The organism is Bariatricus sp. HCP28S3_F11, from assembly GCF_052065395.1.
Classification (GTDB): domain Bacteria; phylum Bacillota; class Clostridia; order Lachnospirales; family Lachnospiraceae; genus Allocoprococcus.
Genome location: NZ_JBQHUC010000012.1, coordinates 19,977 through 45,900, shown reverse-complemented (window position 1 = coordinate 45,900; position 25,924 = coordinate 19,977). Strand labels below are relative to the sequence as shown.

Annotated in this window: 24 protein-coding genes, 1 pseudogene and 1 riboswitch; of the genes and pseudogenes, 2 read left to right on the top strand and 23 right to left on the bottom strand. The window is 41.7% G+C overall.

The features are described 5' to 3' along the window. Positions 1-46: 46 nt before the first annotated feature. The 4 genes from mutY to ACTNBR_RS07675 form a co-directional block, all read right to left on the bottom strand. Positions 47-1,813: an A/G-specific adenine glycosylase gene (mutY, locus tag ACTNBR_RS07690; RefSeq protein WP_441017573.1), complete on the bottom strand. Its 1,767-nt coding sequence runs from the start codon at positions 1,811-1,813 to the stop codon at positions 47-49. After that, a complete protein-coding gene (locus tag ACTNBR_RS07685; protein ID WP_427806067.1) occupies positions 1,803-2,585 on the bottom strand; it encodes a DeoR/GlpR family DNA-binding transcription regulator in 783 nt (260 codons plus the stop codon). The genes mutY and ACTNBR_RS07685 overlap by 11 nt, the downstream gene beginning before the upstream one ends. Before the next feature lie 24 nt (positions 2,586-2,609). Next, on the bottom strand, positions 2,610-3,113 hold the full coding sequence (locus ACTNBR_RS07680) for a YcxB family protein (RefSeq protein ID WP_427806068.1): 504 nt from the start codon (positions 3,111-3,113) through the stop codon (positions 2,610-2,612). A 196-nt stretch (positions 3,114-3,309) separates the two neighbouring features. Further along, a complete protein-coding gene (locus ACTNBR_RS07675) occupies positions 3,310-4,287 on the bottom strand; it encodes a 2-keto-3-deoxygluconate permease (protein ID WP_441017571.1) in 978 nt (325 codons plus the stop codon). Between the two features lie 27 nt (positions 4,288-4,314). On the opposite strand from ACTNBR_RS07675, the pseudogene tpiA reads away from it, so the two are divergent. After that, positions 4,315-4,983: pseudogene (gene tpiA, locus ACTNBR_RS07670) on the top strand (triose-phosphate isomerase); the annotation flags it as partial. Between the two features lie 30 nt (positions 4,984-5,013). Here the strand turns inward: tpiA and ACTNBR_RS07665 are convergent. From ACTNBR_RS07665 to ACTNBR_RS07640, 6 genes are all read right to left on the bottom strand, one after another. Continuing rightward, on the bottom strand, positions 5,014-5,160 hold the full coding sequence (locus tag ACTNBR_RS07665; RefSeq protein ID WP_441042692.1) for a GGDEF domain-containing protein: 147 nt from the start codon (positions 5,158-5,160) through the stop codon (positions 5,014-5,016). Beyond that, positions 5,120-5,710 carry a hypothetical protein gene (locus ACTNBR_RS07660; RefSeq protein ID WP_441017567.1) on the bottom strand — a complete coding sequence of 197 codons (591 nt, stop codon included), beginning with the start codon at positions 5,708-5,710 and terminating at the stop codon, positions 5,120-5,122. Before ACTNBR_RS07660 ends, ACTNBR_RS07665 begins: the two co-directional genes overlap by 41 nt. Before the next feature lie 9 nt (positions 5,711-5,719). Beyond that, positions 5,720-5,992 (bottom strand): hypothetical protein, encoded by a 273-nt coding sequence (locus ACTNBR_RS07655; RefSeq protein WP_441017565.1) that lies wholly within the window; start codon positions 5,990-5,992, stop codon positions 5,720-5,722. 15 nt (positions 5,993-6,007) lie between these two features. Continuing rightward, positions 6,008-6,544, bottom strand: coding sequence for a V4R domain-containing protein (locus ACTNBR_RS07650; RefSeq protein ID WP_441017563.1), 537 nt, complete (start codon positions 6,542-6,544; stop codon positions 6,008-6,010). Between the two features lie 73 nt (positions 6,545-6,617). Then, positions 6,618-7,553 (bottom strand): carbohydrate kinase family protein, encoded by a 936-nt coding sequence (locus ACTNBR_RS07645; RefSeq protein WP_441017561.1) that lies wholly within the window; start codon positions 7,551-7,553, stop codon positions 6,618-6,620. 30 nt (positions 7,554-7,583) lie between these two features. Further along, positions 7,584-8,207, bottom strand: a complete 624-nt coding sequence (locus tag ACTNBR_RS07640; protein WP_427806073.1) for a 4'-phosphopantetheinyl transferase family protein — start codon at positions 8,205-8,207, stop codon at positions 7,584-7,586. A 170-nt stretch (positions 8,208-8,377) separates the two neighbouring features. Further along, positions 8,378-8,462: riboswitch (NiCo riboswitch) on the top strand. 157 nt (positions 8,463-8,619) lie between these two features. Here ACTNBR_RS07640 and ACTNBR_RS07635 point away from each other — a divergent pair. Continuing rightward, positions 8,620-9,537, top strand: a complete 918-nt coding sequence (locus ACTNBR_RS07635) for a cation diffusion facilitator family transporter (protein ID WP_441017559.1) — start codon at positions 8,620-8,622, stop codon at positions 9,535-9,537. 428 nt (positions 9,538-9,965) lie between these two features. On the opposite strand, the gene tuf is transcribed toward ACTNBR_RS07635, so the two are convergent. From tuf to ACTNBR_RS07570, 13 genes are all read right to left on the bottom strand, one after another. Continuing rightward, positions 9,966-11,159 (bottom strand): elongation factor Tu, encoded by a 1,194-nt coding sequence (tuf, locus tag ACTNBR_RS07630; RefSeq protein WP_427806075.1) that lies wholly within the window; start codon positions 11,157-11,159, stop codon positions 9,966-9,968. A 119-nt stretch (positions 11,160-11,278) separates the two neighbouring features. Further along, positions 11,279-13,396, bottom strand: a complete 2,118-nt coding sequence (gene fusA, locus ACTNBR_RS07625) for an elongation factor G (RefSeq protein ID WP_427806076.1) — start codon at positions 13,394-13,396, stop codon at positions 11,279-11,281. A 117-nt stretch (positions 13,397-13,513) separates the two neighbouring features. Then, a complete protein-coding gene (gene rpsG / locus ACTNBR_RS07620) occupies positions 13,514-13,984 on the bottom strand; it encodes a 30S ribosomal protein S7 (protein WP_427806077.1) in 471 nt (156 codons plus the stop codon). Positions 13,985-14,185: 201 nt separating this feature from the next. Then, entirely contained in the window at positions 14,186-14,608 is a 423-nt protein-coding gene (gene rpsL / locus ACTNBR_RS07615) for a 30S ribosomal protein S12 (RefSeq protein WP_427806078.1), read from the bottom strand. A 195-nt stretch (positions 14,609-14,803) separates the two neighbouring features. Continuing rightward, entirely contained in the window at positions 14,804-16,561 is a 1,758-nt protein-coding gene (locus ACTNBR_RS07610; RefSeq protein ID WP_441017557.1) for an LCP family protein, read from the bottom strand. A 229-nt stretch (positions 16,562-16,790) separates the two neighbouring features. Beyond that, positions 16,791-17,876 carry a M24 family metallopeptidase gene (locus ACTNBR_RS07605; protein WP_427820022.1) on the bottom strand — a complete coding sequence of 362 codons (1,086 nt, stop codon included), beginning with the start codon at positions 17,874-17,876 and terminating at the stop codon, positions 16,791-16,793. A 181-nt stretch (positions 17,877-18,057) separates the two neighbouring features. Continuing rightward, a complete protein-coding gene (locus tag ACTNBR_RS07600; RefSeq protein WP_427806081.1) occupies positions 18,058-19,032 on the bottom strand; it encodes an ABC transporter ATP-binding protein in 975 nt (324 codons plus the stop codon). Further along, positions 19,032-20,057, bottom strand: coding sequence for an ABC transporter ATP-binding protein (locus ACTNBR_RS07595; RefSeq protein WP_427806082.1), 1,026 nt, complete (start codon positions 20,055-20,057; stop codon positions 19,032-19,034). The genes ACTNBR_RS07600 and ACTNBR_RS07595 overlap by 1 nt, the downstream gene beginning before the upstream one ends. Before the next feature lie 17 nt (positions 20,058-20,074). Then, entirely contained in the window at positions 20,075-20,998 is a 924-nt protein-coding gene (locus ACTNBR_RS07590; RefSeq protein ID WP_427806083.1) for an ABC transporter permease, read from the bottom strand. A 10-nt stretch (positions 20,999-21,008) separates the two neighbouring features. Continuing rightward, a complete protein-coding gene (locus tag ACTNBR_RS07585; RefSeq protein WP_427806084.1) occupies positions 21,009-21,935 on the bottom strand; it encodes an ABC transporter permease in 927 nt (308 codons plus the stop codon). A gap of 183 nt (positions 21,936-22,118) precedes the next feature. After that, entirely contained in the window at positions 22,119-23,762 is a 1,644-nt protein-coding gene (locus ACTNBR_RS07580) for a peptide ABC transporter substrate-binding protein (protein ID WP_441017555.1), read from the bottom strand. Positions 23,763-23,779: 17 nt separating this feature from the next. Further along, positions 23,780-24,853 carry a M24 family metallopeptidase gene (locus ACTNBR_RS07575; RefSeq protein WP_441017553.1) on the bottom strand — a complete coding sequence of 358 codons (1,074 nt, stop codon included), beginning with the start codon at positions 24,851-24,853 and terminating at the stop codon, positions 23,780-23,782. 348 nt (positions 24,854-25,201) lie between these two features. Then, the gene (locus tag ACTNBR_RS07570) at positions 25,202-25,741 is read right to left on the bottom strand and encodes an XRE family transcriptional regulator (RefSeq protein WP_441017551.1); all 540 of its coding nucleotides are present in this window, start codon (positions 25,739-25,741) and stop codon (positions 25,202-25,204) included. Positions 25,742-25,924 lie beyond the last annotated feature (183 nt).

Here is a 25,924-nt window from a genome sequence, read left to right as displayed (position 1 = left end):
AAAGAGCTTTGAGCAACAGATTTACATGTTGATCAAAGCTCTTCTTCTATAATTCGACTCCATATTTCTTCTGTCCAAGCTGGATATTCATATAGGAAGTGTAGGCCTCAAACGCTGCCGGCATGGAGTATTTCTCCTGCACTTCCTTCGGATTCAAAAAGATCATCGACTCTGTACAGTTTTTTTCCAATTCATCAACCTGAATGTGATACCCGGTCATTCTCCATTCTACGTGACTGAAAATATGCTTTGCATCCGCAAGTTTCTGCACATGAACCGGCATCAATCCGATTTTCTTACTGTAGGCAATCACCTCATCCATCGAAAGCCTTCCTTCGACATTCGGGAATTCATACATCCCCGCAAGCAATCCGTTCTTCGGACGTTTCCGGATTGCCACTGTCTCCAGATCCTGAAAAATCAGGATTGTTCTTTCTTCGATTCTTCGCTCCTTCGCCTTTTTCCTGACTGGGAGCCGATCCTGGCATCCTTCTTTATAAGCCAGGCACAAAGACGCAAGCGGACAGATATCACATCTGGGTTCTCCGTTCGGTCCGCAGATTGTTGCTCCAAGCTCAATCAATCCTTGATTGAAGTCAGACGCCGCATCCGCCGGAATCACCTGTTCCAGCATTTGCTCCATGTTTTTTCGAACAGATGCCTTCATAATATCTTCTTCACTCGCCATCATTCTGGATACAACCCGCAGAACATTTCCGTCAACAGCAGCTTTGGGTATACCAAATGCAAATGATGCAATCGCACCTGCCGTGTAATTGCCTATTCCGGGCAGATCACGTATCTGATCATATTCGGACGGAAAAATCCCCTGATATTCCGACATAATCACTTTGGCCGCTTTCTGCATATTTCTCACACGATTATAATATCCAAGCCCCTCCCACATCTTAAGAAGCTGATCCTCATCAGCCTGGGCCAATTCCTTTACCGTCGGAAACGCCTTCAAAAACCGTTCAAAATATGGTTTTACAGCCTCCACCCGTGTCTGTTGCAACATGATCTCCGAAACCCAGACACGATATGCACTGACATTCTGACGCCAGGGAAGTTCTCTGTGATTTTCACGATACCACGAGACCAGTGGCACCGTCATCTCATACAATTCCGGATTCTCCAATACCACCGGAACCTCTTCGGCAATTTCGATCGAATCGTATCCAACCCGGCAGTCATATGCAAGGATCTGAACCCCGGCATTTTTTGCCCGCGCCAGCGCATCCGCAAAAGCCGGATGCGTATCCCTGTTTGGTGTGAAATAACGGACATTTCTCATTTGTATCACAAAAAAGACATATGCCTCGTATCCTTCCTGAACAGCGTGTATCAGTTCCTCTACATGCTTCACCGCCCGTTCGCTTGGCGCGTCAGGAAACCGCACGACACCATCTTCTTCCAGCGTCACGCCTTTCACTTCGACAAATGCCTTTTTATTATCATATTCTACATATAAATCAAATCGGGAATTCCCGTAGGTCGTCTCCGGACGAACCATTCTGACATTTTCAAATAAATGTCCCTGTTCGATCCACTCCTGAACCACACGGTTCGGAATCTGTGAATCCACATTCACCATTTTCCCGTCTTTCACAACTCCAATCAGATCCCAACGTGTTTTACGTTGCGGATTATCCGATTCCTGAACAAAGACTTCGCTGCCTTTGCAGAACAGCTCCGCGCATCGCCCAGTGTTTTTGACATGCACGATTTCTTCACACCCGTTTATCTCCACATGAGCAATAAAGCGGTTCGGCCGCGCAAGAAATCTTCCCTTTATTATTCTGTTATATTTCATATTTCGTACTCGCAACAACCAGCGGAATCTGCTCTCTTTCCGCTTTTCGGACATATTCTTTTCCAATTTGCGCATCAGTAATAATCTTATACACCTGCTTCACCGGACAGATCACCGATACATATCCCCCTCCGAACTTACTGCTGTCAGCAAGTACATACACCTGGGAAGCCGCCTTCAAGATCGCCCGTTTCACCTGCATCTGAGGAGTCGCGATGGAGGTAAGACCTACATCAAAATTGATACTGTGGACTCCTATAAATCCTTTGTCCACATGGAACTGTTCCATATTCTGTAAAGCTGACTCTCCCATTGTTGCTGCCAGATGACCACCCACATGACCACCAATCAGATATAACTCCACATGACGCACCCCGGCCAGCTCGTTGCCCACCAAAAGAGAATTCGTCACAACAGCAATCCTTTTCTCAGGATGCTCTTTAATATATAAAGCAAGATAAAAACTGCTGGATGTATCATCGATAATAATGGTATCTCTATCCTCGATATACGCATATGCACAGGCAGCGATCTGGCGTTTCTTTTCCGTGTTCCGATAAATACTCTCCGCAGAATATTTTCTCTGCACTTTCTCATCCAGTCTGATTGCTCCTCCATGGGTCCTTTTCAGAAGACCTTCCTTATCCATACTCTTAATATCATTCCGTATTGTTACTTCAGAGCATTCAAGCTTCTTACTCAAATCAGCAACTTTCACCTTACCATACTCATTCAGTTCCTGTAAAATGGCATTCCGCCTTTCCTGCATCATTTTGAAAATCCACCTCTATATCTTCTATCTAAGCCGCACACATCCCGGACGCACATGCTGCGTTACCATCGTCATAATTGGCACGAATCGGTCTTTGAAATCCTCTTTTGGAACGATCAAAGCCTGATTCTCATCATAATAAAACCCAATCGTTTTGGGCGCTGCAACTACCCTGACAGTCTTCTCCCAAGGATAATTCCGAACCTTCCCTTTCCATTCAACCGTAATTCCTTCTTCATCAAAGGTAAACTCATTTGGTTCACGATACTGCTCAATCTCCTGCACCTGCTTTTTAGCCCGGAATCTCAGGAGCAGAGGTGTATATGCGATAAAAATCGCCGCCGCCACAAAATAAAACAGCACGTTCAAGCCCTTTGCTTTCCCCATGATCCACATGATAATACCCATGAACGCGATCGCCGCTCCCAATACATTCGTCAGAAAACCGGCAAATTTAGAATACGTATGGTAAAGTGTAAAATCAAACAAATACTTGTCCGTCATTTTGACTGTTATTTTTTCTTTCATTTTCGTCCCTCCATATACCGGAAACTTTCATACCGTCCGGCAAAAATTATATTCCGTTCAAAAAGATCTGGCAGATCTTTTTGTCGTATGCATGGCAACGTCAGAAAGTCCTCTTGTATTGTAACACACAAGAGGACTTTTTTACCACCATTATAACAAATATTTTCGTTTTCTATTCTGTAAATTTCATTTCAAACTATTCAGCTTTCACTACCTTCTCGTGTGCCCAGCCTTCCGGTGAGTAGATACCAAGCTGTTTCTTCTGCATCATTTTATCAAAGAATGCGGTAATAAACGGTGCAAGGAACAGTGTAATGATAGACGCGGTTGCGCACTGTGCTGTAGCCATATCTACATATCCTGCCATGGATGGGTCAGCTTCTGCAACGGCTGCCGGAGTCATCGCAGAGTTCAGAGCGGTTGTACCAACTGCTGCGCCCATAGCATTTCTTTCCTTCTTCGGAAGAAGAAGATTGAATACGAAGAAGAAAATAACAGCTGTTGCAGCAGAGATAAGACCAAGTACGATACCGGAAGCTCCTGCTGTGAGGATCGTCTTAACATTCATCTTAGCTCCAATTGAAATTGTCATAAAGAATGTAACGATCGGCTGTGCGGTTGCGCATGCTTTTCTGAATCCGGCATCAAGGTTACCCCAGATAAATCCGATCAGAATCGGAATCAATGTTGCAACCAGAGACTTGAACGGAATGGATGCAAGTCCTGTTGCGCCAAGAGCTACCAGTGTGAAGAACGGTCCGTCGTTCAGAGACAGGATGGAGATTGCTCCTGTATCTGTTGCATTACCAAACTGTGAAGACAGTGAGATATAAAGGGAACCATTTGAGTTTGTAATCGCTGCGATCATAACGAATGGAGTAATGCCAAGGAATCCTGTAGGTCCGCAGATTTTACCAACTGCCAGACCGAGAAGTACACCAAGCACAAATTTGATACCTGTCAGTACAACACCTTTGTAAAGCGGCATACCTACCTGTTTAATGTTAATTGTTGAACCACATACAATAAGGAAGAATCCCATCATACATGCATTTCCTTCGTAGAACAACGCTGTTACATATCCACCGATCTGGAATACCTGTGATACAAATGTCGCAAGCAGTACAGCAATTACCAGTGGGATGATAACCAGTCCGTCCGGAAGGTTTTTCATTTTGTTTAACAAATCAAGATCTTTAGGATTGAATTATTTATCATCCCGTCCTACACAACACTGGAAAGCGCAACCAGCAAAGTCGATCGTAAATATGTAAAACTCGGTGCACAGAACATGAGCTGGGAAGACCAGGGACAATTTACCGGTGAGATCTCTCCTCTTATGTTGAAAGAGCTTGGCCTGGATCTGGTAATGATTGGCCATTCTGAAAGACGCCATGTTTTCGGAGAAACAGACGTAGAAGAGAACAAAAAAGTAAAAGCCGCCCTGAATCATGGTTTCACCACACTGTTATGCATCGGTGAAACTGCAGAAGAAAAAAAATTCGGCATCAGCGCAGAAGTGCTCCGCACACAACTTAAAATCGGATTCCATGATGTTCCGGCCAAACAAGCAAATAATATTTGGGTTGCTTATGAACCAGTATGGTCCATCGGCGTAAACGGGACGCCGGCGAGCGCAGATTATGCGGAAGAAATGCACAAAGTCATCAAGAACTGTCTGCGGGAGATTTTCGGCGAAGCAGCTGATGAGATTCCGGTTCTTTACGGCGGGAGCGTAAATCCGGGAAATGCAAACGAACTGATTGTACAGCCTTCCATTGACGGACTTTTCACAGGACGTGCAGCCTGGGATGCTGATAAGTTCAACATGCTTATCCGGAATGCAAAGGCCACTTATGAGGCGCAATAAAGGAAAAAATATCGGGTGCAGCCCCAAAAGCTACACCCGTATATATTTTGCTTTATTCTTGATTGCGGCTACAATCATCGCAATATAATTATCGCCTTCAAGATGTCCATATTTATCATTCACATATTTCAGTCCATCAATATCGATATAGCACAACGTAAGCTGTTCCCTCTTCAAAATACCGCCTATTATAAAGTCCTGTCCCTGGATCACGATAAGCCTTATCTTCCAAGATCATACCTTTTCTGCGACTTTCGGTAATATCAGTAATAATATGTACGTATACCTCTTTTTCCTTCCATTCAATAGCATAGGTTGTTATTTGATAGATTCGTCCTTCACTGTCTTCTTTTTCCCAAACAGTATATTTATCCGAATCATTTCTTGATATTTTTTTCTCTGTATCTTTCCACTTCAATATTTCATCATGAATTGTCAGTCGTTGTTCACAACCACAGCAGGTACTACATTTTCCTTCCGCGAACTCACCGTCTCCGTTCTTAGACTTATTACAATATACGATCTCTCCCGAATGTGCATCAACCACCATAATACATTCCTGACGAGAATGTGTCAGTTCAATCAGAAGTCGATTATAATTTTCAGCCATTTCCGCTTTTTTCATAAGCAGATTTTCTCTTTCCCGAAGCTGTTCTATCATTGTATTAAAGGCTTCCGAAAATTCCCCAAGATAAGAAACATGCTGGGAATAATCTCCCGCAGCCACTTGTTTCGCCTACCATGTAAGATGATTCAGATTTGCATGTAGATTTTTTAAATTTACACACAAAAAATTCTTTCTTGAGGGGTACGGCCCGGAAAGATTTCCACATGACAAATCCGCCGAATACCGCAACATTTCCTCCACTGCTTCCTGGAGATACTGCATCCCCTTGCCAAGCTTCTGGAACGGTTCATCCAATTGATCTATATCCAGCCTATTTATCTCCGAATCATACAAGATACTTCTAAGATATTCGAACAGGAGTACACTGTTTTTATCTTCCATTTTATCCGTTCCCTTCTATTTTTCCAGGGGTTCCGCTCTGAAACGGCATACTCTTTCTCCTGTCGCCCAGCAGTCAATCTCTTGTGCTTTATAATTTTTTTCTGTATATTCACTTAAAATTCCTGCAATAAACCCTTCATCATAATTACATACTGTTTCTCCCAAAAGAGGCAGTCCTGAACAGTCAGCATCTTCCGAAACAGTCAGCATAATTGTTCCATCATCACTGTTTACACCTTCTACCAGAAGTACACCTATTTTCATAGTCTCCATCTGTGTCTGCAGATCTCCAAGGAAACGTTCCAAAGGCAAATCGCAATTCAGATAATTCTTCGCAAAAAATGTACCGGCCTGATAACCCGCTTTCCGGAAAATCTTGATCTGCGTTTCCTTTCCATACTCCTCAATAAGCGTGCTTCTAAGAGAATACTCCAGCATACGGTAAACAGCTACAGGAAGGTTATCCCCCAGATTCTCCCTTCCATCCTTCTTATATGCCATATACTCTTCAAATGTAATTTCTTTTTGATTCTCCATAAAAATATTCTTCATCTTTTCAATGCTCCTCTTAATATATTCTACTATACATAAGAGGTTATTGAAAACATTATGTTGCTTAATGTATCTAAATACACCAATTAACTGCACCGGTCACCTGAACCGCATTGGCTCCGCACTGATTGGCGAATTCAGCACATTTCTCAATTTCCCATTGTTCCGACAATCCATAGAGAAATCCCGCCGTAAAGCTGTCACCGGCTCCAGTCGTGTCGATGCATTTCACGTCCCGCACTGCTTCAATATGTTTTTTCCTCTCTCTGGTTCTGATGTAGCATCCTCTCGATCCACATTTGATAATAACGCAGCCGACTCCCGCTTCTATAAAACGTTCAGCAGACAGTTCCGCAGAGTTCTCTCCCGTAAGGAGACACGCTTCTTCTTCATTGGGAATCAGATAGTCCACATAACCAAGCGCATCCGCTACATCCTCCAGACTTTCTCCAAATTTTCTTTTCGTCATATCTGCACACACCAGAATCCCCTGCTCTTTTGCCGTCCTGAAAATATACTCTAATTCACGATTCCCGATCTCAGGAAATACAAAAATACTGGCAAAACATAGAATTCCGATATCATCGAGAAATGGAATATCCAGATCTTCCACTGTAAGCTTCCGAAGGCTCCCATTCTTATTCGTGAGGAAATTCCGTTCTCCATTTTCCTGCACAAGCACGACATTTACTCCTGTTTTTACATTTTCATACTTATTCTTCGTCTGTAAAGCAATTCCCATATCTGTACAATGCCTTCTGATCATTCCGGCCTCTGCATCTTCCCCGATCAGGGTCTGCAAACTCACTTTCTTACCGAGAGACGCTAGAACAGTCGCTTCATTTAGTGCATCTCCTCCAAAGGATATGCTGATATCTTCTGCAGCACTCGATCCCGTTTCAAATACATGTCTGTCTGCAGGTCTGACCATCACATCAAGAATCGATGCTCCGATAATCATGATTTTATCTCTTTCTTTTTCCACCTTTTTTTCATCATTTTCTTCCATTGTTTTACCCTTTCCTTCAATTCAATCTTTTCAAAGGAGAGCAACCCGCATGATTTGCTCCGCGAATTCTTCTTCCATTGCACATACGGTAATCTGATATCCGGAATATTTATATTCTTTCATCAGACAAGGCTGCATATTTCCTTCTCTGGAAATCTTCAAGATATCCGGAAATACCCGGAAACTGTTCAATGCTGTCCGAAGTCCTTCGCCAGTCATTTTCAAATAACTTTCTTTCATCGTCCAGATTCGAAAGAATTCCCGATTTTTGTCTTCATTCGCAAAACTCTCGATCCAGTCGATTTCATCTTCACAGAAAAACCGCTCTGCAACCCGCTTCGGTGCACTTCCGATCTTCTCGATATCACATCCTACATTATCCTTTGAGGCAGCGCATATCACAACATTTCCAGAATGCGACAGATTAAAGCAGATTCCTTCTGCCTCCGGTTTCCCGTCATCATTTGTATGCACCGTTTTCAAATCCACTCCATGTATTTCGAGCACCTTTCTTAAAAGGAGCCCGGCAGCCAGGCATTCTCTCCTCGCCTTTTCATTTCTGAGTTTTAGGTACTTTCTTCTGCGTTCCTCCGTCAAAAGTTTCAGCGCACCTTCTATATCATTTATCTTCTCCAGATCCTCTATGTCTGCCAAATACAAGTGTATCATCGTTCTTACTATACTCCCGTGATTATTAAATGCTTAATACAATTGATTGTATTATAAAAAATTTCGCAGTTCAAGTATATACACGTTTTTTGCTTGACAATTCTCCTATATTTTGCTATATTATCTTCAATACTCTTTGCACTGCATATTAATCTACAGTACAAACTGAGCAGGCCGTGGCATATGCCAAGGGAGCCGGGTCACATAAGTGGCAGTGGATAACGCATCCGCGGGACAGTAGTTGCTTTTACTGGGTTCGTGGGTGTTTTTTTATTACATGGTCATATTTTTTCTATGACATCTCATTTTCTCCCCACTTCATATACGAAGAAACACCCTTCGACAATCAAGCAAGTGACATAGAGCTATCATACTTTATTAACAGGAGGTAACTTTTATGGGAACAAACAACACAAATCTTTCCGAGCCGTCTTCTTCTGATTATTTCGAAGCAGTCGCGACAAAGGTAACTATGGTAAGTATTATCGGCAATTTTATCCTCTCGGCTTTTAAGCTTCTGGCAGGTATCCTCGCACATTCCGGCGCGATGGTCAGCGATGCAATTCACTCGGCTTCCGATGTGTTCAGCAGCATTATCGTAATTATAGGAGTGAAATTATCCGCCAGAGATTCCGACAAAGAACATCCTTATGGTCATGAGCGCTTCGAATGCGTCGCTGCCATTATACTGTCCGTGGTGCTTCTATTCACCGGACTCGCAATAGGAGCAGAGGCTCTTCAGAATATTATAGGTGGAAATTATGAATCTCTCGCCATCCCCGGACAGCTTGCACTTATAGCTGCTTTGATCTCCATCGTCACGAAGGAAGCCATGTACTGGTATACTCGAATCAATGCCAAACGAATCGATTCCAGTGCACTAATGGCCGACGCCTGGCATCACAGAAGCGACGCACTCTCTTCCATAGGTGCTTTGATCGGTATTGCAGGGGCCCGCATGGGATTTCCTATTCTTGATCCGATTGCGAGCCTGATCATCTGTTTCTTTATTGCGAAAGCAGCTTTGGATATTTTCAAGGATGCAATAGATAAAATGGTAGATCATTCTTGTGATATTGATACAGAAAATGCCATTAGACGCCTCGCAGAATCTCAAACCGGTGTAATGGGTATTGATTTCCTTCAGACCCGCGTATTTGGCAATAAGATCTATGTTGATATTGAAATCAGTGCTGACGGAAACCTCTCACTGAATGAGGCACATGAGATTGCTGAGGAAGCACATGATGCTATTGAAAATGAATTTCCGAAGGTAAAGCATATTATGGTGCATGTGAATCCTTATCAGGGATAAAAGAGATATATTTTTTGTATGTATAATACGTTAAAGGGGAAGATATATATCTTCTCTTTTTTAACGGCCCGCTTTTGATGTATTGGAAAACTTATCTCCGGCATGCTTTTGGTATATTAGAAAACTTATTTCTGGCATGCTTTCTACACAGAATAATATCTTATATCAAATCAAATATTCCTGAATTAATGTATCAATTAAGCCAATATTAATTGGCAATGCCTTTGTTTCAACTGTCCCTTCTGCAAATGCTTTTTTCTCATACGTCACTTGTTCCCATCTTTTTACATATTCTTCTGAAGATATATAGTAAGGGTTGATAAGAGATTTTTTAATTTTGATACATAAGATATGTTTTTGATACCAAAATCCCGGGAAACTTTAGTTTCCCGGGATTTATATTTTGCAATAATGTTAATTCAAAGAAATTATTCGATGATTTCTTTAACTACACCAGAACCTACTGTACGTCCGCCTTCACGGATAGCGAAACGAAGTCCCTGCTCCATAGCTACTGGATGGATCAGTTCACATGTCATTTCTACGTGGTCACCAGGCATACACATTTCTGTTCCTTCTGGAAGTTCGCAGACACCAGTTACGTCTGTTGTTCTGAAGTAGAACTGTGGACGATAGTTGTTGAAGAATGGAGTATGACGTCCACCTTCATCTTTTGTTAATACGTAAACCTGAGAAGTAAATTTGTGGTGACATTTTACTGAACCTGGTTTACACAGACACTGTCCTCTTTCGATTTCGTTTCTCTGAACACCACGAAGAAGTGCACCGATGTTGTCACCAGCCTGAGCTTCATCAAGAAGTTTACGGAACATTTCAACACCTGTTACAACTACTTTACGGTTTTCTTCTTTGATACCAACGATTTCTACTTCATCAGAAACATGAAGAACACCACGTTCTACTCTACCAGTAGCAACTGTTCCACGTCCTGTGATAGAGAATACGTCTTCTACAGGCATAAGGAATGGTTTGTCTGTTGCACGTTCTGGATCCGGAATGTATGAATCTACTGCATCCATAAGTTCCATGATCTTGTCTCCCCATTCTCCTGACGGATCTTCAAGAGCTTTCAGAGCTGATCCCTGGATAATCGGAGTGTCATCTCCCGGGAATTCGTATTCATCAAGAAGTTCACGAATTTCCATTTCTACTAATTCAAGAAGTTCTTCATCATCTACCATATCACATTTGTTCATGAATACAACGATGTAAGGAACGCCTACCTGACGAGAAAGCAGGATGTGCTCTCTTGTCTGAGCCATAACACCATCAGTAGCAGCTACAACGAGGATAGCACCATCCATCTGAGCAGCACCAGTGATCATGTTCTTAACGTAGTCAGCATGTCCCGGGCAGTCTACGTGAGCGTAGTGACGTTTTTCTGTCTCATACTCAACGTGAGCTGTAGAGATTGTGATACCACGTTCTCTTTCTTCCGGAGCTTTGTCAATGTTTTCGAAATCTACTGCAGCGTTACCAGGTACTCTCTGAGAAAGAGTTTTTGTGATAGCAGCTGTTAAAGTTGTTTTACCATGGTCAACGTGTCCGATGGTACCGATATTACAATGCGGTTTTGTTCTTTCAAATTTAGCCTTTGCCATTTTGAATATCCTCCTTAAATATAGCACCCACTTTGGGCATTTTTAGTTTCGATGTTTTAACTCGGCTAATTCTGATTATATTTCAAATAATACAGTTTTTCAAGCCTTTTTCGCATTTTTTATGCGTTTTTGTTAGATAATACCTTTTCCTGTACAGACTTCGGAACCGGTTCGTATTTTTCAAAGAACATTGAGTAGTTTCCACGTCCCTGTGTTCTCGAACGAAGGTCTGTAGAGTATCCGAACATTTCAGAAAGCGGTACATAACCTCTTACGATCTTTCCTCCGCCAAGGTCATCCATACCTTCGATACGTCCACGGCGAGAGTTGATATCACCGATTACATCGCCCATGTATTCTTCAGGCATGGTTACTTCTACCTTCATGATAGGCTCAAGAAGTACAGGCTCAGCTTTCTTCATCGCATCCTTAAATGCAAGGGAACCTGCAATGTGGAATGCCATTTCAGAAGAGTCAACTTCATGGTAAGATCCGTCATAAACGTTAGCATGAATACCAACAACCGGGAATCCACCAAGAATACCAGCCTTCATAGCTTCTTCGATACCTTCACCTACAGCCGGGATATATTCCTTCGGAATTGCACCACCGACAACGGTAGATTCAAACTTGTATGTCTCTTCTCCGTTAGCATCCATTGGTTCAAACTTAACTTTACAATGTCCGTACTGTCCACGACCACCGGACTGCTTAGCATATTTGCTGTCAACGTCAACTGCCTTGGTAAATGCTTCTTTGTATGCAACCTGAGGTGCACCAACATTAGCTTCTACCTTAAATTCACGAAGAAGTCTGTCTACGATAATTTCCAGATGAAGCTCACCCATACCTGCGATGATGGTCTGACCTGTTTCCTGATCTGTATGAGCACGGAAGGTCGGGTCTTCTTCTGCAAGTTTTGCAAGTGATTCACCAAGTTTACCCTGAGAAGCTTTGGTCTTCGGCTCAATAGCAAGCTCGATAACCGGTTCCGGGAATTCCATGGATTCAAGAATAACCGGATGCTGTTCATCACAGATTGTATCACCGGTAGTGGTGAACTTAAATCCGATTGCAGCAGCAATATCTCCTGAATAAACCTTATCTAATTCCTGTCTCTTATTTGCATGCATCTGAAGGATACGTCCAACACGTTCTTTCTTTCCTTTTGTTGCATTCAGCACATAAGATCCAGAATTCATTGTTCCTGAGTAAACACGGAAGTACGCCAGTTTACCTACGAACGGGTCAGTCATAATCTTGAACGCCAGAGCTGAGAACGGCTCTTCATCGGATGAATGTCTTTCAACTTCATTTCCGTCTTCATCCACACCCTTAATAGCCGGAATATCAGTCGGAGCCGGCATATATTCAATAATTGCATCCAGAAGTTTCTGAACACCTTTATTTCTGTAAGCAGAACCACAGCAAACAGGTACAGCTGTACACTCGCATGTAGCTTTTCTTAAAACTGCTTTCAGTTCATCATTTGACGGAATTTCATCTTCCAGATACATCATCATCAGATCATCATCTAATTCACAGATCTTTTCGACTAATTCCTGGTGATAAAGCTCTGCATCATCCTTCATATCTTCCGGGATCTCACAAACTGTAATGTCATCTCCCTTATCATCATTGTAGATATATGCTTCCATTTCCATAAGATCAATGATTCCTTTGAAATCATCTTCCTTACCGATTGGAAGCTGAAGAACGATTGCGTTCTTACCTAATCTTGTCTTAATCTGTTCTACTGCATTGTAGAAATCTGCACCTAAAATGTCCATCTTATTGATGAAAGCCATTCTCGGTACATTGTATGTGTCTGCCTGACGCCATACGTTTTCTGACTGAGGTTCAACACCACCCTTAGCACAGAATACACCTACGGCACCATCAAGTACACGAAGTGAACGTTCAACTTCTACGGTAAAGTCAACGTGTCCCGGAGTATCAATGATGTTGATACGATGTTCGAGAGCACCTTTTTTCGGCTTTGTATGGTCTTCCAAAGTCCAATGACATGTCGTAGCTGCTGAAGTAATTGTGATACCTCTTTCCTGCTCCTGTTCCATCCAGTCCATGGTAGCAGTTCCTTCATGAGTATCACCAATCTTATAGTTAACACCGGTATAATATAAGATACGCTCTGTAAGAGTTGTCTTACCAGCATCAATATGTGCCATAATACCGATATTTCTGGTTCTCTCTAATGGATATTCTCTTCCAGCCAAGATTTTGTCCTCCTAATATTTGTCGCGCAGATTCGTCTCTATGCGCAGCATAATGCAGGCACTGTGAGACGATCTTCTGCATCTTGTTTCCGGAACATTTTATAATATGTCCCAGTTTTAGAAACGGTAATGAGCAAATGCTTTGTTTGCTTCTGCCATCTTGTGCATATCTTCTTTTTTCTTTACAGATGCACCAGTGTTGTTTGCTGCATCAAGAATTTCATTTGCCAGTCTTTCTTCCATTGTCTTCTCTCCTCTTTTACGAGAATACAATGTAAGCCAACGAAGTGCAAGAGCCTGTCTTCTGTCTGCTCTTACTTCAATTGGTACCTGGTATGTTGCACCACCGATACGTCTTGCCTTTACTTCAAGTACTGGCATGATGTTGTTCATTGCTTCTTCGAACACTTCGATAGCCGGCTTATCAGCCTTTGCTGCAACTCTTTCAAATGCTCCGTATACAATCTTCTGTGCTACACCTTTCTTACCATCTAACATGATGTTGTTGATAAGTTTTGTAACAACTTTGTTATTGTATAACGGATCCGCTAATACGTCTCTTTTTTGAGTATGTCCTTTACGTGGCACGGTCCTTCCCTCCTTATACATATTGGCAAAGCCTTCTGGCCCTGCTTGAATAATTCATCGGTACTCACATGTGTCTCTCTATGTGTCATCAGCTCACGGGACATCCTGATGCCAGAGATGGGCATTTATCTGGATTAAACCCGCAACCAACTATAATCCTCATAGTTCTGTTTGTGATACGATAACTTTGTTGTTTCGTTATTATTTCTTAGCGTCTTTTGGTCTCTTAGCTCCGTATTTAGAACGAGCCTGACGTCTCTTTGCAACACCTGCTGTATCAAGTGTTCCACGAACGATATGGTATCTTGTACCTGGTAAGTCCTTAACACGACCACCACGAATCAGAACAACGCTATGTTCCTGAAGGTTGTGTCCTTCTCCTGGAATGTAGCTTGTTACTTCGATTCCGTTAGAAAGACGTACTCTGGCAATTTTTCTAAGAGCTGAGTTCGGCTTTTTCGGTGTAGCTGTCTTAACTGCTGTACAAACACCTCTCTTCTGCGGTGCAGATGTATCCGTAGCTTTCTTTCTCAGAGAGTTGTATCCTTTCTGGAGAGCCGGAGCGGTAGATTTCTTAACAGCTGTCTGACGACCTTTTCTTACTAACTGGTTAAATGTTGGCATCTCTTTCACCTCCTATGATGTAATAATTGGTTACGTTTTAAACATTGTCAGTTTAAATGCACGCAAAAATAACCGCACGTTTCTTTGCACGCTAGGTTATTGTATTATATACCGCAAGAAAAGTCAAGGCATTTACCGGAAATATTTTGACGAATATTTTCCAGTAAATGCCTTTTTCTTTGTATATTATATATTCTATTGTCCAACGACAGTTGATTCTTCAAGCACTTCGCCCGCTTCAACACGGTTGACCAGATCAATAATATTTGAAACGGATGTTTCGTCCGGGATACATACATACAATAATGCATCTCCGGAAGAATAACAATATTGCTTATCACCAACACCTTCGGCTGAAACAGAATAAATATTCCACTCTGCGTTCGTTCGAAGCTGTGTCTTAATCAAAGACTGGATCTGATTCATACTGAAATTCGTATCAACGCCGTCACTCACACTTGCAATAATATCGGAAGCACCTCTTAACATGGACGGAGACATCATCTTTTTAATGATTGCAGTAATAACAGCCTGCTGATGTCTTCCGCGAGCATTATCCCCATCGGCAAGAGCATGACGTTCACGACAGAACGCCAGTGTTTCTCTGCCGTTCAGATGATTCATTCCCTCATTAATATGAACTACTTTTCCAGATTCTTCACCCGTATCAAACTCTTCATCTGATTCCACATCCAATCCGCCTAATGCATCAACGATATTGATCATAGATGTAAAGTTTACCCTTCCAAAGAATGGAATATCCATCTCATATAGTTCTTCCAAGGTATCCATAGATGCTTCAATACCATAAATTCCTGCATGGGTCAGCTTATCTTCCTGGTCATTTGAGATTCCCGGAATCGGGACATAATAATCTCTCGGTGTCGTAACCAAAAGAATCTGGTGGCTCTTTGGATTCACGACTGCAATAATATTTACATCGCTCCGGTCTCCGGAAGTGATATCATTATAAGTATCCATTCCGCTCAGATATACCGCAAACGGTTCTGTCACGCTGGCATCAGCTGCTGTATTTTCTATCTGCACAACAATGCTGTGCTTATAAATCACTCTGACCTCATTTTCAAAGTCAGGGATCTGATCTTTGATAATCCCCGTCTGACCGGAATTATAAACCAGCGCATCCACTTCTCCTGAGAGCAATGCCTGTGCCGCTTCAATCATGCCGGCATATTCTCGAACCGTGATCTCATTACCTATTTCTTTTTCAATCTGTTTGACCGTCGACTTTGTTTGATCTGCATTTGTGGCATACTGTACACCGTATGTATAATCAGACGTATCCACAAGTTTCTGCGCACTGTCATCCTGTCTTACTGCGACAACCATGGAACTTGTCATCGTGTTGCTTCCGGTTATCTTCTGAAATGCATTATTTATTTTACCTATATAGAAAGATCCCATCGCAAGAATGATACACAGCAAGATACAGAAGATTTTTCCTCCGATTCCCTTTCCTTTTGCCCCTATCTGAGACAATAGTGTTATTCCGAGTAAAATAAGCAGTACACCGGCCAGAACCATGATATAGGTAACCGTCAGCATATCAAAGAACAAAACATTTACCGTAAGGACTACTGATAAAACAAATTGAATGATTGCCAAGATGATACCGATCGTCTTACTGACCACATTCTTTCTTCTTCCACGTCTTTTCCTTTTTCTGCCTTTGCTGCCGTATTCGGAACTTCGGTTTTTAGATTTCTTTGTATAATCATCCCTGTTCTTTGCGGATGCTGATTTTTTCCTTCTCTTAGGCTCAGTCTGGTAATATCCATCATCATCGTAATATCTGGCCGTTGTTCTTCTGTCTTCTTCAAAAGAATACCGGTTTTTCCCCTTAGTCCGTCTGCTCACTTCGCGGCTGTTGCTAATGTTCCGTTCATTTCGATTTTGGCTGTTATTTCCTGCTCTATTTCTTTTCTGGCCCATGTCCTCTCTCTTTCATTCATCTTATGCCGGGCGCATAATTCCACGCTGCCTGCTTCCCAGTTGACCGCCCCTAGACTTTGTTACAATTCTATTACGTCCTTTAACGTAAAATTTACAATTACAATTGTATATCATAACGGTTTTTATATCTATTGTCAACCGCTTTCAGTCCATTCAGTCACTGTCAAATCTTAAAAATTCATGAAATACGAACCGGTGTTCTCATCCACTATTCCATAGGTACCACAATCAGATCTTTTGGAAACTTATTCAGAACTTCACATCCGTCCTCCGTAATCAGTACAAGGTCCTCTATTCGAACACCGATCCCCTCTTCCATAAGATAGATTCCCGGCTCAATCGAAAAGCACTGCCCCGGTTTGATTATTTCTTCATTGACTGCTGAGACATCCCCATATTCGTGATCTTCAAGTCCAATGGAATGGCCTGTACGATGTGTAAAATATGCCCCATATCCTTTTTCTTCTATATAATTACGGCAGGCAAAATCAACATCACACCAGCGATTTCCAGGTTTTGCAGCCTCAATTCCTCTCTGCTGTGCTTCTTTTACAATCTCGTAAACCTCACGCGCTTTGTCCGAAACCTCACCAAGGAAAACAGTTCTTGTCATATCAGAGCAATAATCATTCAAAATACCGCCGATATCAAGGACAACACTGTCTCCTCTTTTACCCTTTGATCCATCTGTTACATGATGCGGATCAGCTCCGGATTTACCATAAGCCGTTATTGGATCAAAAGAAACTCCTGAATGTCCTGATTTCTCATATAAGCCACGCACGATCCTGTTTAATTCCACTTCGGTATATCCTTTGGCCGTCAATGGAATAAGTTCTTCCATTACTCTATCATTTGCAAGTGATGCTTCCCTTAACAGTTGTTTTTCATCGTCATTCTTCACCTTTCTGATTGCATCTACAATGAGAGAGCCATTAACAAACTTACTTTCCGGTTCCAATTCCTGCAGTCTGAGAAGAAATTTTGCAGGCCATGTCTTGTCAACTCCGATTGTTTTGCCTTTTTCAACAAATCTACTTAAGATTTCTACTCCATCCTCAATATCATCGTACCATACAAGTTCAACACCAAGGTCTTTTTCCTGTGGAAACAACTTATTGACTACCAGTTTATGCCCGCCGTTAATATTTAAATATAATGCGAGTAATCTTTCCCCCGGAACGATCTTCTTCCCTGTCAAATAAAAAATTGCCATAGGATCAGAAATAATCATCTGCGGTACTTCTTGTTCTTTCATTAAATCAAGAATACGATTCAGTTTATTTGTATCCATTTTATTCCTCCTGTTTATACATCATTTGATATATATTTTTTCAATTGAATCAATTATATGCTCTTTCCGTATTTCTGTCAACAAAGGCAAAATCGACCAAAAAGCCCCTCCCGACCTTTTTGATATCTGAAAGGCAATAAAAAGAAGCCTTTCAGATTCGAAAGACTTCCTTCTATTTTCTTTACATATTCTCTGTAAGATGACATGCAACCTTATGTCCGGGTTTGATTTCATGTAACTGTGGCATTTCATTAAAACAGCGTTCTGTTGCATACTGGCATCTTTCAGCAAATCGGCAACAGTTCTTCGGATTGATCGGACTTGGGATCTCGCCTTTTATCGGAATACGCTCATTTGCTTTTGCTTTTTTCGGATCTGCTTCCGGAATTGCAGACAGAAGAGCCTTTGTATAAGGATGTGTCGGGTTCGAATAGAGCTCCTCCGTCTCGGCTGTCTCAACGATCGTCCCCAGATACATAACTACCACACGATCCGAAATATATTTTACAACACTCAAATCATGAGCAATAAACAAATAGGTCAGTCCCATTGTTTCCTGCAGATTTTTTAGCATGTTGATCACCTGTGCCTGAATAGATACATCAAGGGCCGAAATCGGTTCGTCACAGATAATGAATTCAGGATCTACAGAAAGTGCTCTCGCAATACCGATACGCTGTCTTTGTCCGCCAGAAAATTCATGCGGAAAACGAGACATATGATCTTTATTAAGACCGACTGTTTTCAACAGCTGTTCAACTTTTTCATCGACTTCCTTCGCAGACATTCCATGCTGCTTCAGCCCTTCTCCAACAATCTCTTTCACCGTCATTCTCGGATTCAATGAAGAATATGGATTCTGGAAAATCATCTGTACTTTTTTGCAGAACTCTTTCTGCTCAGTTTTATTTAATTTAGAAATATCTTTTCCATCATACAATACCTGACCGCTTGTAAGGTCATACAGACGAATCATACAGCGACCTGTCGTTGATTTTCCACACCCGGACTCTCCAACAAGACTGACCGTTTCCCCTTTATAAATATCAAAGCTGACATCATCTACTGCTTTCAGTGTTGCTTTTCTGTTAAGCTGGAAATACTTACATAAATTTTTCACCTGTACGAGAGGCTGCTTTAATTCTTTATTTTCCATTATTCCACCTCTCCTTTCTCAGCCGGAACTTTTCTCAAATCACTGTCCGGTGCAAATTCATGCTGCAGCCAGCAGCAGGTCTCGTGCTCACCGGACAAATCATATGTTTCCGGAGGCATCTCATTACAGATATCCATGCAATATTCGCAACGTGCGGCAAATGGACATCCTACCGGTGGGCTGAATAGATCTGGCGGAGTTCCTTCGATCGGTTTCAGTTTTTCACCTTTTGCTGTATCCAATCTAGCAATAGACTGCATAAGTCCCTTGGTATACGGATGCGCCGTGTCATAAAAGATTTCTTCAGCAGTACCTCGCTCTACAATTTTTCCTCCATACATAACAAGAACACGATCACAAAGTTTTGCAATGACGCCAAGGTCATGTGTTATCAGAATAATAGAGGTTCCCAATGTCTTCTGAAGATTCTTAAGCAGTTCAAGGATCTGTGCTTCAATCGTAACATCCAGTGATGTGGTCGGTTCGTCTGCAATTACAATACTCGGACTTCCTACCAGCGCAATTGCGATCATAACACGCTGCTTCATACCACCTGAAAGTTCATGTGGATACTGTCTATATCTCTTCTCCCCATCAGAAATACCAACTAGTTTCAGAATCTCAAGCGCTTTTTGTTTTTTTTCTGCAGCACTCATGCCTTTCTTATTGACAAATACTTCTTCAATCTGTTTACCGATTCTCATCGTCGGATTCAAAGAAGTCATTGGGTCCTGGAAAATAAATCCAATCTCTGTACCGCGAATCTGGCGCAGTTCCTTTTTATTCATTTTCAGAATATCTTTCCCTTTATAAAGGATCTCTCCACCCTCAAAGAATCCCGGTGGTTCCGGATTCAGTCTCATAATACATGACGAAGTAACGCTCTTCCCACATCCTGATTCTCCAACGATTCCAAGGATTTCTCCCGGGCGCACTTCAAAGCTTACATCCCGTACTGCTTTTACTACTCCTCCGTATGTACGAAAGGAGAATGTCAGATTTTTTACTTCTAATAAATTTTCCATCTCTTCCTACTCCTTTCTTACTCAGTTCCTCTAAGTTTCGGGTCGAACGCATCGCGAAGGCCATCACCTAACAGGTTAAGTGCAAGCATTGTTGTACAGATCAAAAATGCCGGAACAACTACCTGATACGGATGAATTCTCAGTTGCGCAATACCATCTTTCGCCAGAACACCCCAGCTACAGTTCGGCGGCTTAATACCAAGACCGATATAGCTCAGGAATGCCTCCTGGAAAATTGCTCCCGGAATTGCCATGGTAAGGTTCGTAATGATAAGTCCCATGATATTCGGCAGAATATGTTTTACAATTATAACAATGTCAGGCACACCAAGAATTCTTGCAGCAGCCACGAAATCCGATTCACGAAGTTTCAGCACTTCTCCTCGAACGAAACGGCAGCTCCCGATCCATCCTACGCAGCACATCGCAAGGATCAGACAGTGGACACCATTACCAATAACAACCATCAGCAGAATCGTAACGATCATGCTCGGAATACCATAAAGTACATCTACGATTCGCTGGATGATCATATCCACTTTTCCTCCATAGAAGCCGGAGATACCTCCAAGGAGTGAACCTGTACAAGCATTAATAATACTTGCTGCAAACCCAATTGTAAGGGATACCCTTGCACCTTTCCAGGCACGAACCCAGAGGTCTCGTCCAAGAGAGTCTGTACCAAACCAGTGATTTGCAGAAAAGCTCTGATTCATCTCGGCAACACTTTGTGTTGAAAAATCATATCTGCTCAGCATCGGAGCAAAGATTGCCATAAGTACATAAAATCCGATCAAACACAAGGAAAAGAATGCAACCTTATTTTTGCGAATTCGTCTCCACGCATCCTGCCAGTAACCGATATTCGGACGTGAAATGGACTCCATGCTCTGAATATTTTTACCTACTACTTTAAATTTATCTCTTGTTATCTCTGCCATTTCCTGTCACCTACCTTTTTTTACCGCTGAGACGAATTCTCGGATCAACGATACCATACAGAATATCTACTACTAAAATAGCGATAATCAAGAATGCTCCATAGAAGATCGTCATTCCAAGCACAAGTGTATAGTCATTCATATTGATACTGTCTACATAATGTTTTCCCATTCCAGGAATTGCAAATAAGGCTTCGATTACGAAAGTACCGGTAAGTACAGAGGCAACTGTCGGTCCCATAATCGTAATAATCGGAGTAATCGCATTTCTGATCTGATGTTTTATCGTAATTCGTAAATCAGAAAGCCCTTTTGCCTTAGCTGTCTTTGTGTAATCAGACGTAACAACTTCCAGCATACTCGAACGCATTAAACGAGATACAGAAGCCAGTGTATAGAATCCAACAGCAATCGATGGAAGAATCGTGTGTTTAAAGCTTGTATACTGCGCAACCGGAAGAATCTTCCATTTGATTCCGAAGAAATACTGCAATACAGATCCCATAATAAAGTCCGGCATAGATGTACCGATAATCGCAATCAAAATACAGAAAAAATCAAGCTTTTTCCCACGATTCAGCGCTGCAATTATTCCAAGGATCAGTCCGAAGAACAATGCAAAGCAAAGGGAACGGATACCAAGGTCTGCAGAATACGGGAAAGATTCCGCAATAATCTGATTAACAGTTCTTCCTTCATACTTCATGGAATATCCCAAATCTCCGTGAAGTACATTCTTCATATAAGTTATGTATTGAACCGGCAACGGTTTGTCCATACCATAATACGCTTCCAGATTCGCGCGGATTTCCGGTGTCATTTTATCACTGGAAAATGGATCCCCCGGCATCAAACGTACAAGAACAAACACTACACTTGTCAGAACAAACAATGTGACGATTGCAAGTAAAACTCGCTTTGCAATATATTTTGCCATTTGTGCTTCTCCTTTCTTCAGCCCGTTTCCTTAACGGTTTTGATTATCCCACACCACATGCCCCTCCGGATAATCAAAACCGTTAAAGAGGAAGGGAAACTATACTTTTTCCCTCCCAACAAGTTTTATTACTTAGTCAGAGAGGACAAACTGTCCTCTCTGACTAAAATATTATATAATATTTTATTCTGCAAGATCTGCATATACCAGGTTGAAGTCATATCCTACAAAGTAAACATTGAAGTTTTCAAGCTTCGGATTTACAAGATACTGATCACGACGGAGCTGCAGCGGAACAAGTGCTGAATCTTCTCCGAGGAAGATCTGCTCTGCTTCGAACAACATATCCTGTCTCTTTGCAGCGTCAGTCTCAAACTGAGAAGCTTCCAGCAGTTCATCATATCTAGGATTGTTATATCCTGAATGGTTGTACTGTCCATCGCTGATCCAGAGTTCCAGGTAAGAATAAGCATCTGAGTAATCCGGTACCCATCCCGTAACTACCATATCATATTCTTTAGTCTGTTCCATTTCAAGTCTCTGTTTGTAAGTAACCTGTTTGATTTCTACTGTGATTCCAAGGTTCTTCTGGAACTGTTCCTGAAGAACTTCTGCCTGCTTTTTAGCACCTTCTGTATCAGTTGTAAGAAGTTCAAGCTTGATATCTGCTGCATTGCTTACGCCCAGTTCAGACATAGCTGCTGCAAGATATTCTTTTGCTTTTGCATCATCATTTTCAAGCGGGAATGGTTCATATGGATATCTCTCACCATATGTAGAATCCGCTGCTGTTACGTTCGGAAGAACAAGTCTCTGTGCCGGTTCGTAAACATCATTATTAACAAGCGTATTGTATTCAGAACGATTGATTGCATAGTTAAGAGCAAATCTTAAGTTCTTATTTGCAAGAAGCTTGCCTTCACTCTGGTTCAGCATGATGTAATCATCCGCACCTGTGAAGTAGAATTCTGAATCATCTGCATACTGTTCTGTCATTTCTGTAGGAACAATTGTAATATCAACTTCGCCATTCTCCCACATAGCAACTGCTGTCTTAGCATCAGCGACTGTCTTGATGCAGATTTCGTCAAGTTTTACACTGTCGGCATCCCAATAATCCGGATTCTTTGTCATAACAAGCTGATCACCATGTTTCCACTCAGTCATCGTGAACGGTCCATTATATGCTGCTTTTTCAGGATCTGCTGCATATTCTTTTCCATATTTTTCTACAAGGTCTCTTCTTGCTGGTCCAAGTGCACACATAGATGCCATTGATTCGAAGTATACCGCCGGATGTTCCAGAGTAATTTCTACAGTCTTGTCATCAAGTGCCTTAACACCCAGTTCTTCAACAGAAACTTCACCATTATTTACAGCTGCACCGTTTTTCAGGATGTAACCGATAAATGCATAGTCACAAGCTTCTGCCGGATCCATCAGTCTCTGCATACCGTAAACATAATCATCTGCAGTTACATCCACACCGTCACTCCATTTCAGGCCATCGCGAAGATGGAAGGTGTAAACAAGTCCGTCATCAGAAACTTCCCAGCTTTCTGCTGCGTCTCCTCTCACTTCTCCTTCTACATTTCTTGTAAGGCAAGCCAGCATATGGATATTTGCTGATGCGGAAGAAATGGAGTTACTATTCTGCGGATCTGCTGACGGAATGTCTTCACGCAGAGTATATGTAACTCTTTTCTTACCTGTACCTTCTGTTTCACTGCTGTCATCGGATTTCTTTGATCCAGGTGTACCGCAGCCTGCAAACATGGTAACTACCATAGCTGCAGAAAGTAATGCTACTAATAATCTCTTTTTCATAACTTTTCCTCCTTCATTTAAAGTTCTATTAGCTCATGTGTAGCACTTATCAGGTTTTCATATCCGTCTTTTGTGACAATACCCTGATCTTCGATCCGGACACCGCCCCAGCCTGGAATATAAAGTCCTGGTTCTACCGTCATTACGCTGTTCTCCGGAAGAATATTCCTACAATTTGCTCCAATATTCGGAAGCTCATGTACGAACAGCCCTACTCCATGACCGATTCCCGTATAGTGATACTGGAAATATTCGGTCCCTTCAATTGCTTTGAGTGACGCTTCATAACAGGATGTGCCCGTCACTCCCGCTTTGACAGAAGCTTCTGTTTCTTCTGTCATCCGTCTGCAGAGATTGTATACTTCTTTTTGTTTTTCATCCGCTTTCCCTACAACAACGGTTCTTGTCATATCTGACAAATATCCTTTGTACTGGCATCCATAATCCATCAATACAAAGTCGCCATATTCGATTGCCTTATTACTCGGAATTCCATGGAGAAGCGATGTTCTCGCTCCTGATATAAGAATTCCTCCGTAAGGCTTGGTATCAGCTCCTTCCATTACCATGTAATGGGCAAGCTTTGATGCAAGTTCTTTCTCAGTTACACCCACACGCACGTCTTTCAAGATTTTTTCAAATGCTCTGGATGCAATATCACATGCCACTGTCAGGTTCTTAATCTCTTCAGGCGTCTTCACCGCACGAAGTTCTTCTATTACGTTAAGAGTGGGAACCAGCTCAACTTTCATGGCATCCTGCATGGATTTCCATGCTCCAAATGTGAGATAATCCTGTTCAAATCCTATTCTTTCAACTTTTTCTTCTTCAGCACATAACGCAACTGCTTCCCCTATGCTGCGGCTCCTTGTGCTTCGCCAATTCCTGATTTCATACTCCGGGCATTCATATGATGCCTGTTCAGTATACCGCGGATCTGTAAGAAAGTACTGTTTACTTTTCGTAATAAAAAGAAAAGAATCCTCTCCTGTATATGCACTGACCGCTCTCACGTTAGCCGGCTTCGCCACATAAAAACCATCCAAATCTTCCTTCTCCATGTACTCTCTCAGTTGTTCAATCTTACTCATTGCAATCCCCCAATTTCTATACCGCATACTAGAACGCAGTCTATTTTGATAATAAAAAAGCGCCATGATTTTCATCATGACGTCCTTGTCTTCCCAAGTCATAGTTTCACGCTATGACGTCCGCTTATGAAATTGTATTTAAAACCCTTTCTTTCACGCTTGACTAAGCAGAAGGTTACGTGAAACCGGAAGCCAACCATCTGTTTCTAGTATTGCAGATTCTCATTTATCATTTTCATGAAGATGATTTTTTTATTATATCCTTTATTTCACCTTGTGTCAAGGGAAATATGAATTTTGCTATTTTTTTCACAATATCCTTTTTTACTTTAATCCACTTAAACTCAACTATTTTCTATGGTATACCCAAAGACTGACCGACTCTTTTTCACCGGTGTTGTATATACAATGACGTTCTCCCTCTTTGATATATGCCGAATCCCGCTCATGCAATGTGTATTCTCTTCCTTCGATAATCAAGTTCAGACATCCGGATATCACCGTGCACATTTCGTCACGATTGTGACGATATTCCTTTTTTTTAGGCGGTTCCCCTGGCTGTATCGTAATATATTCATAAACATAGTTGGAACGTCTGAAATCTGCTATATTAACAACTAAGTTCTCATCCGGATAACTTGCCTCCGTGAGTTCTTCCTTGCGAATGATTGTTTTCGTCTCACATTCAGACTCAAGAATGTCAATGATACTGATTTCCAGCGATTCACAAATCCTGGCAAGGTTATCGATTGTAGGAGTCGTCTTATTCTGTTCCAGCATGCTCAGATACCCTACTGACAATCCGGTATACTCCGAAAGGCTTTTAATTGTCATCATCTTTTTCTTCCTGTTTTCACTGATTCTCTCCCCAAGATGGCGTATATCCAACTTCTTCCCACCTCATTTTTGCAAAGTAATTTTGAATATGTCGTTAATAATAGCTGATTTTTTTCAAATTTGCAATATTAAAATGAAATCTATAAGAATGTATAATAAATTCATAAACCCGAAAATAATAACAGGGCATAGTATTTTCACATACTATCCCCTGTCAATTTCACATGAAATAAT

Bases quoted from the DNA above. Each gene is read 5' to 3' on its own strand.
- mutY (WP_441017573.1), bottom strand. From the start codon at position 1,813: ATGAAATATAACAGAATAATAAAGGGAAGATTTCTTGCGCGGCCGAAC.
- ACTNBR_RS07685 (WP_427806067.1), bottom strand. From the start codon at position 2,585: ATGATGCAGGAAAGGCGGAATGCCATTTTACAGGAACTGAATGAGTAT.
- ACTNBR_RS07680 (WP_427806068.1), bottom strand. From the start codon at position 3,113: ATGAAAGAAAAAATAACAGTCAAAATGACGGACAAGTATTTGTTTGAT.
- ACTNBR_RS07675 (WP_441017571.1), bottom strand. From the start codon at position 4,287: ATGAAAAACCTTCCGGACGGACTGGTTATCATCCCACTGGTAATTGCT.
- ACTNBR_RS07655 (WP_441017565.1), bottom strand. From the start codon at position 5,992: ATGGAAGATAAAAACAGTGTACTCCTGTTCGAATATCTTAGAAGTATC.
- ACTNBR_RS07650 (WP_441017563.1), bottom strand. From the start codon at position 6,544: ATGAAGAATATTTTTATGGAGAATCAAAAAGAAATTACATTTGAAGAG.
- ACTNBR_RS07645 (WP_441017561.1), bottom strand. From the start codon at position 7,553: ATGGAAGAAAATGATGAAAAAAAGGTGGAAAAAGAAAGAGATAAAATC.
- ACTNBR_RS07635 (WP_441017559.1), top strand. From the start codon at position 8,620: ATGGGAACAAACAACACAAATCTTTCCGAGCCGTCTTCTTCTGATTAT.
- tuf (WP_427806075.1), bottom strand. From the start codon at position 11,159: ATGGCAAAGGCTAAATTTGAAAGAACAAAACCGCATTGTAATATCGGT.
- rpsL (WP_427806078.1), bottom strand. From the start codon at position 14,608: ATGCCAACATTTAACCAGTTAGTAAGAAAAGGTCGTCAGACAGCTGTT.
- ACTNBR_RS07610 (WP_441017557.1), bottom strand. From the start codon at position 16,561: ATGGGCCAGAAAAGAAATAGAGCAGGAAATAACAGCCAAAATCGAAAT.
- ACTNBR_RS07605 (WP_427820022.1), bottom strand. From the start codon at position 17,876: ATGGATACAAATAAACTGAATCGTATTCTTGATTTAATGAAAGAACAA.
- ACTNBR_RS07600 (WP_427806081.1), bottom strand. From the start codon at position 19,032: ATGGAAAATAAAGAATTAAAGCAGCCTCTCGTACAGGTGAAAAATTTA.
- ACTNBR_RS07595 (WP_427806082.1), bottom strand. From the start codon at position 20,057: ATGGAAAATTTATTAGAAGTAAAAAATCTGACATTCTCCTTTCGTACA.
- ACTNBR_RS07590 (WP_427806083.1), bottom strand. From the start codon at position 20,998: ATGGCAGAGATAACAAGAGATAAATTTAAAGTAGTAGGTAAAAATATT.
- ACTNBR_RS07585 (WP_427806084.1), bottom strand. From the start codon at position 21,935: ATGGCAAAATATATTGCAAAGCGAGTTTTACTTGCAATCGTCACATTG.
- ACTNBR_RS07580 (WP_441017555.1), bottom strand. From the start codon at position 23,762: ATGAAAAAGAGATTATTAGTAGCATTACTTTCTGCAGCTATGGTAGTT.
- ACTNBR_RS07575 (WP_441017553.1), bottom strand. From the start codon at position 24,853: ATGAGTAAGATTGAACAACTGAGAGAGTACATGGAGAAGGAAGATTTG.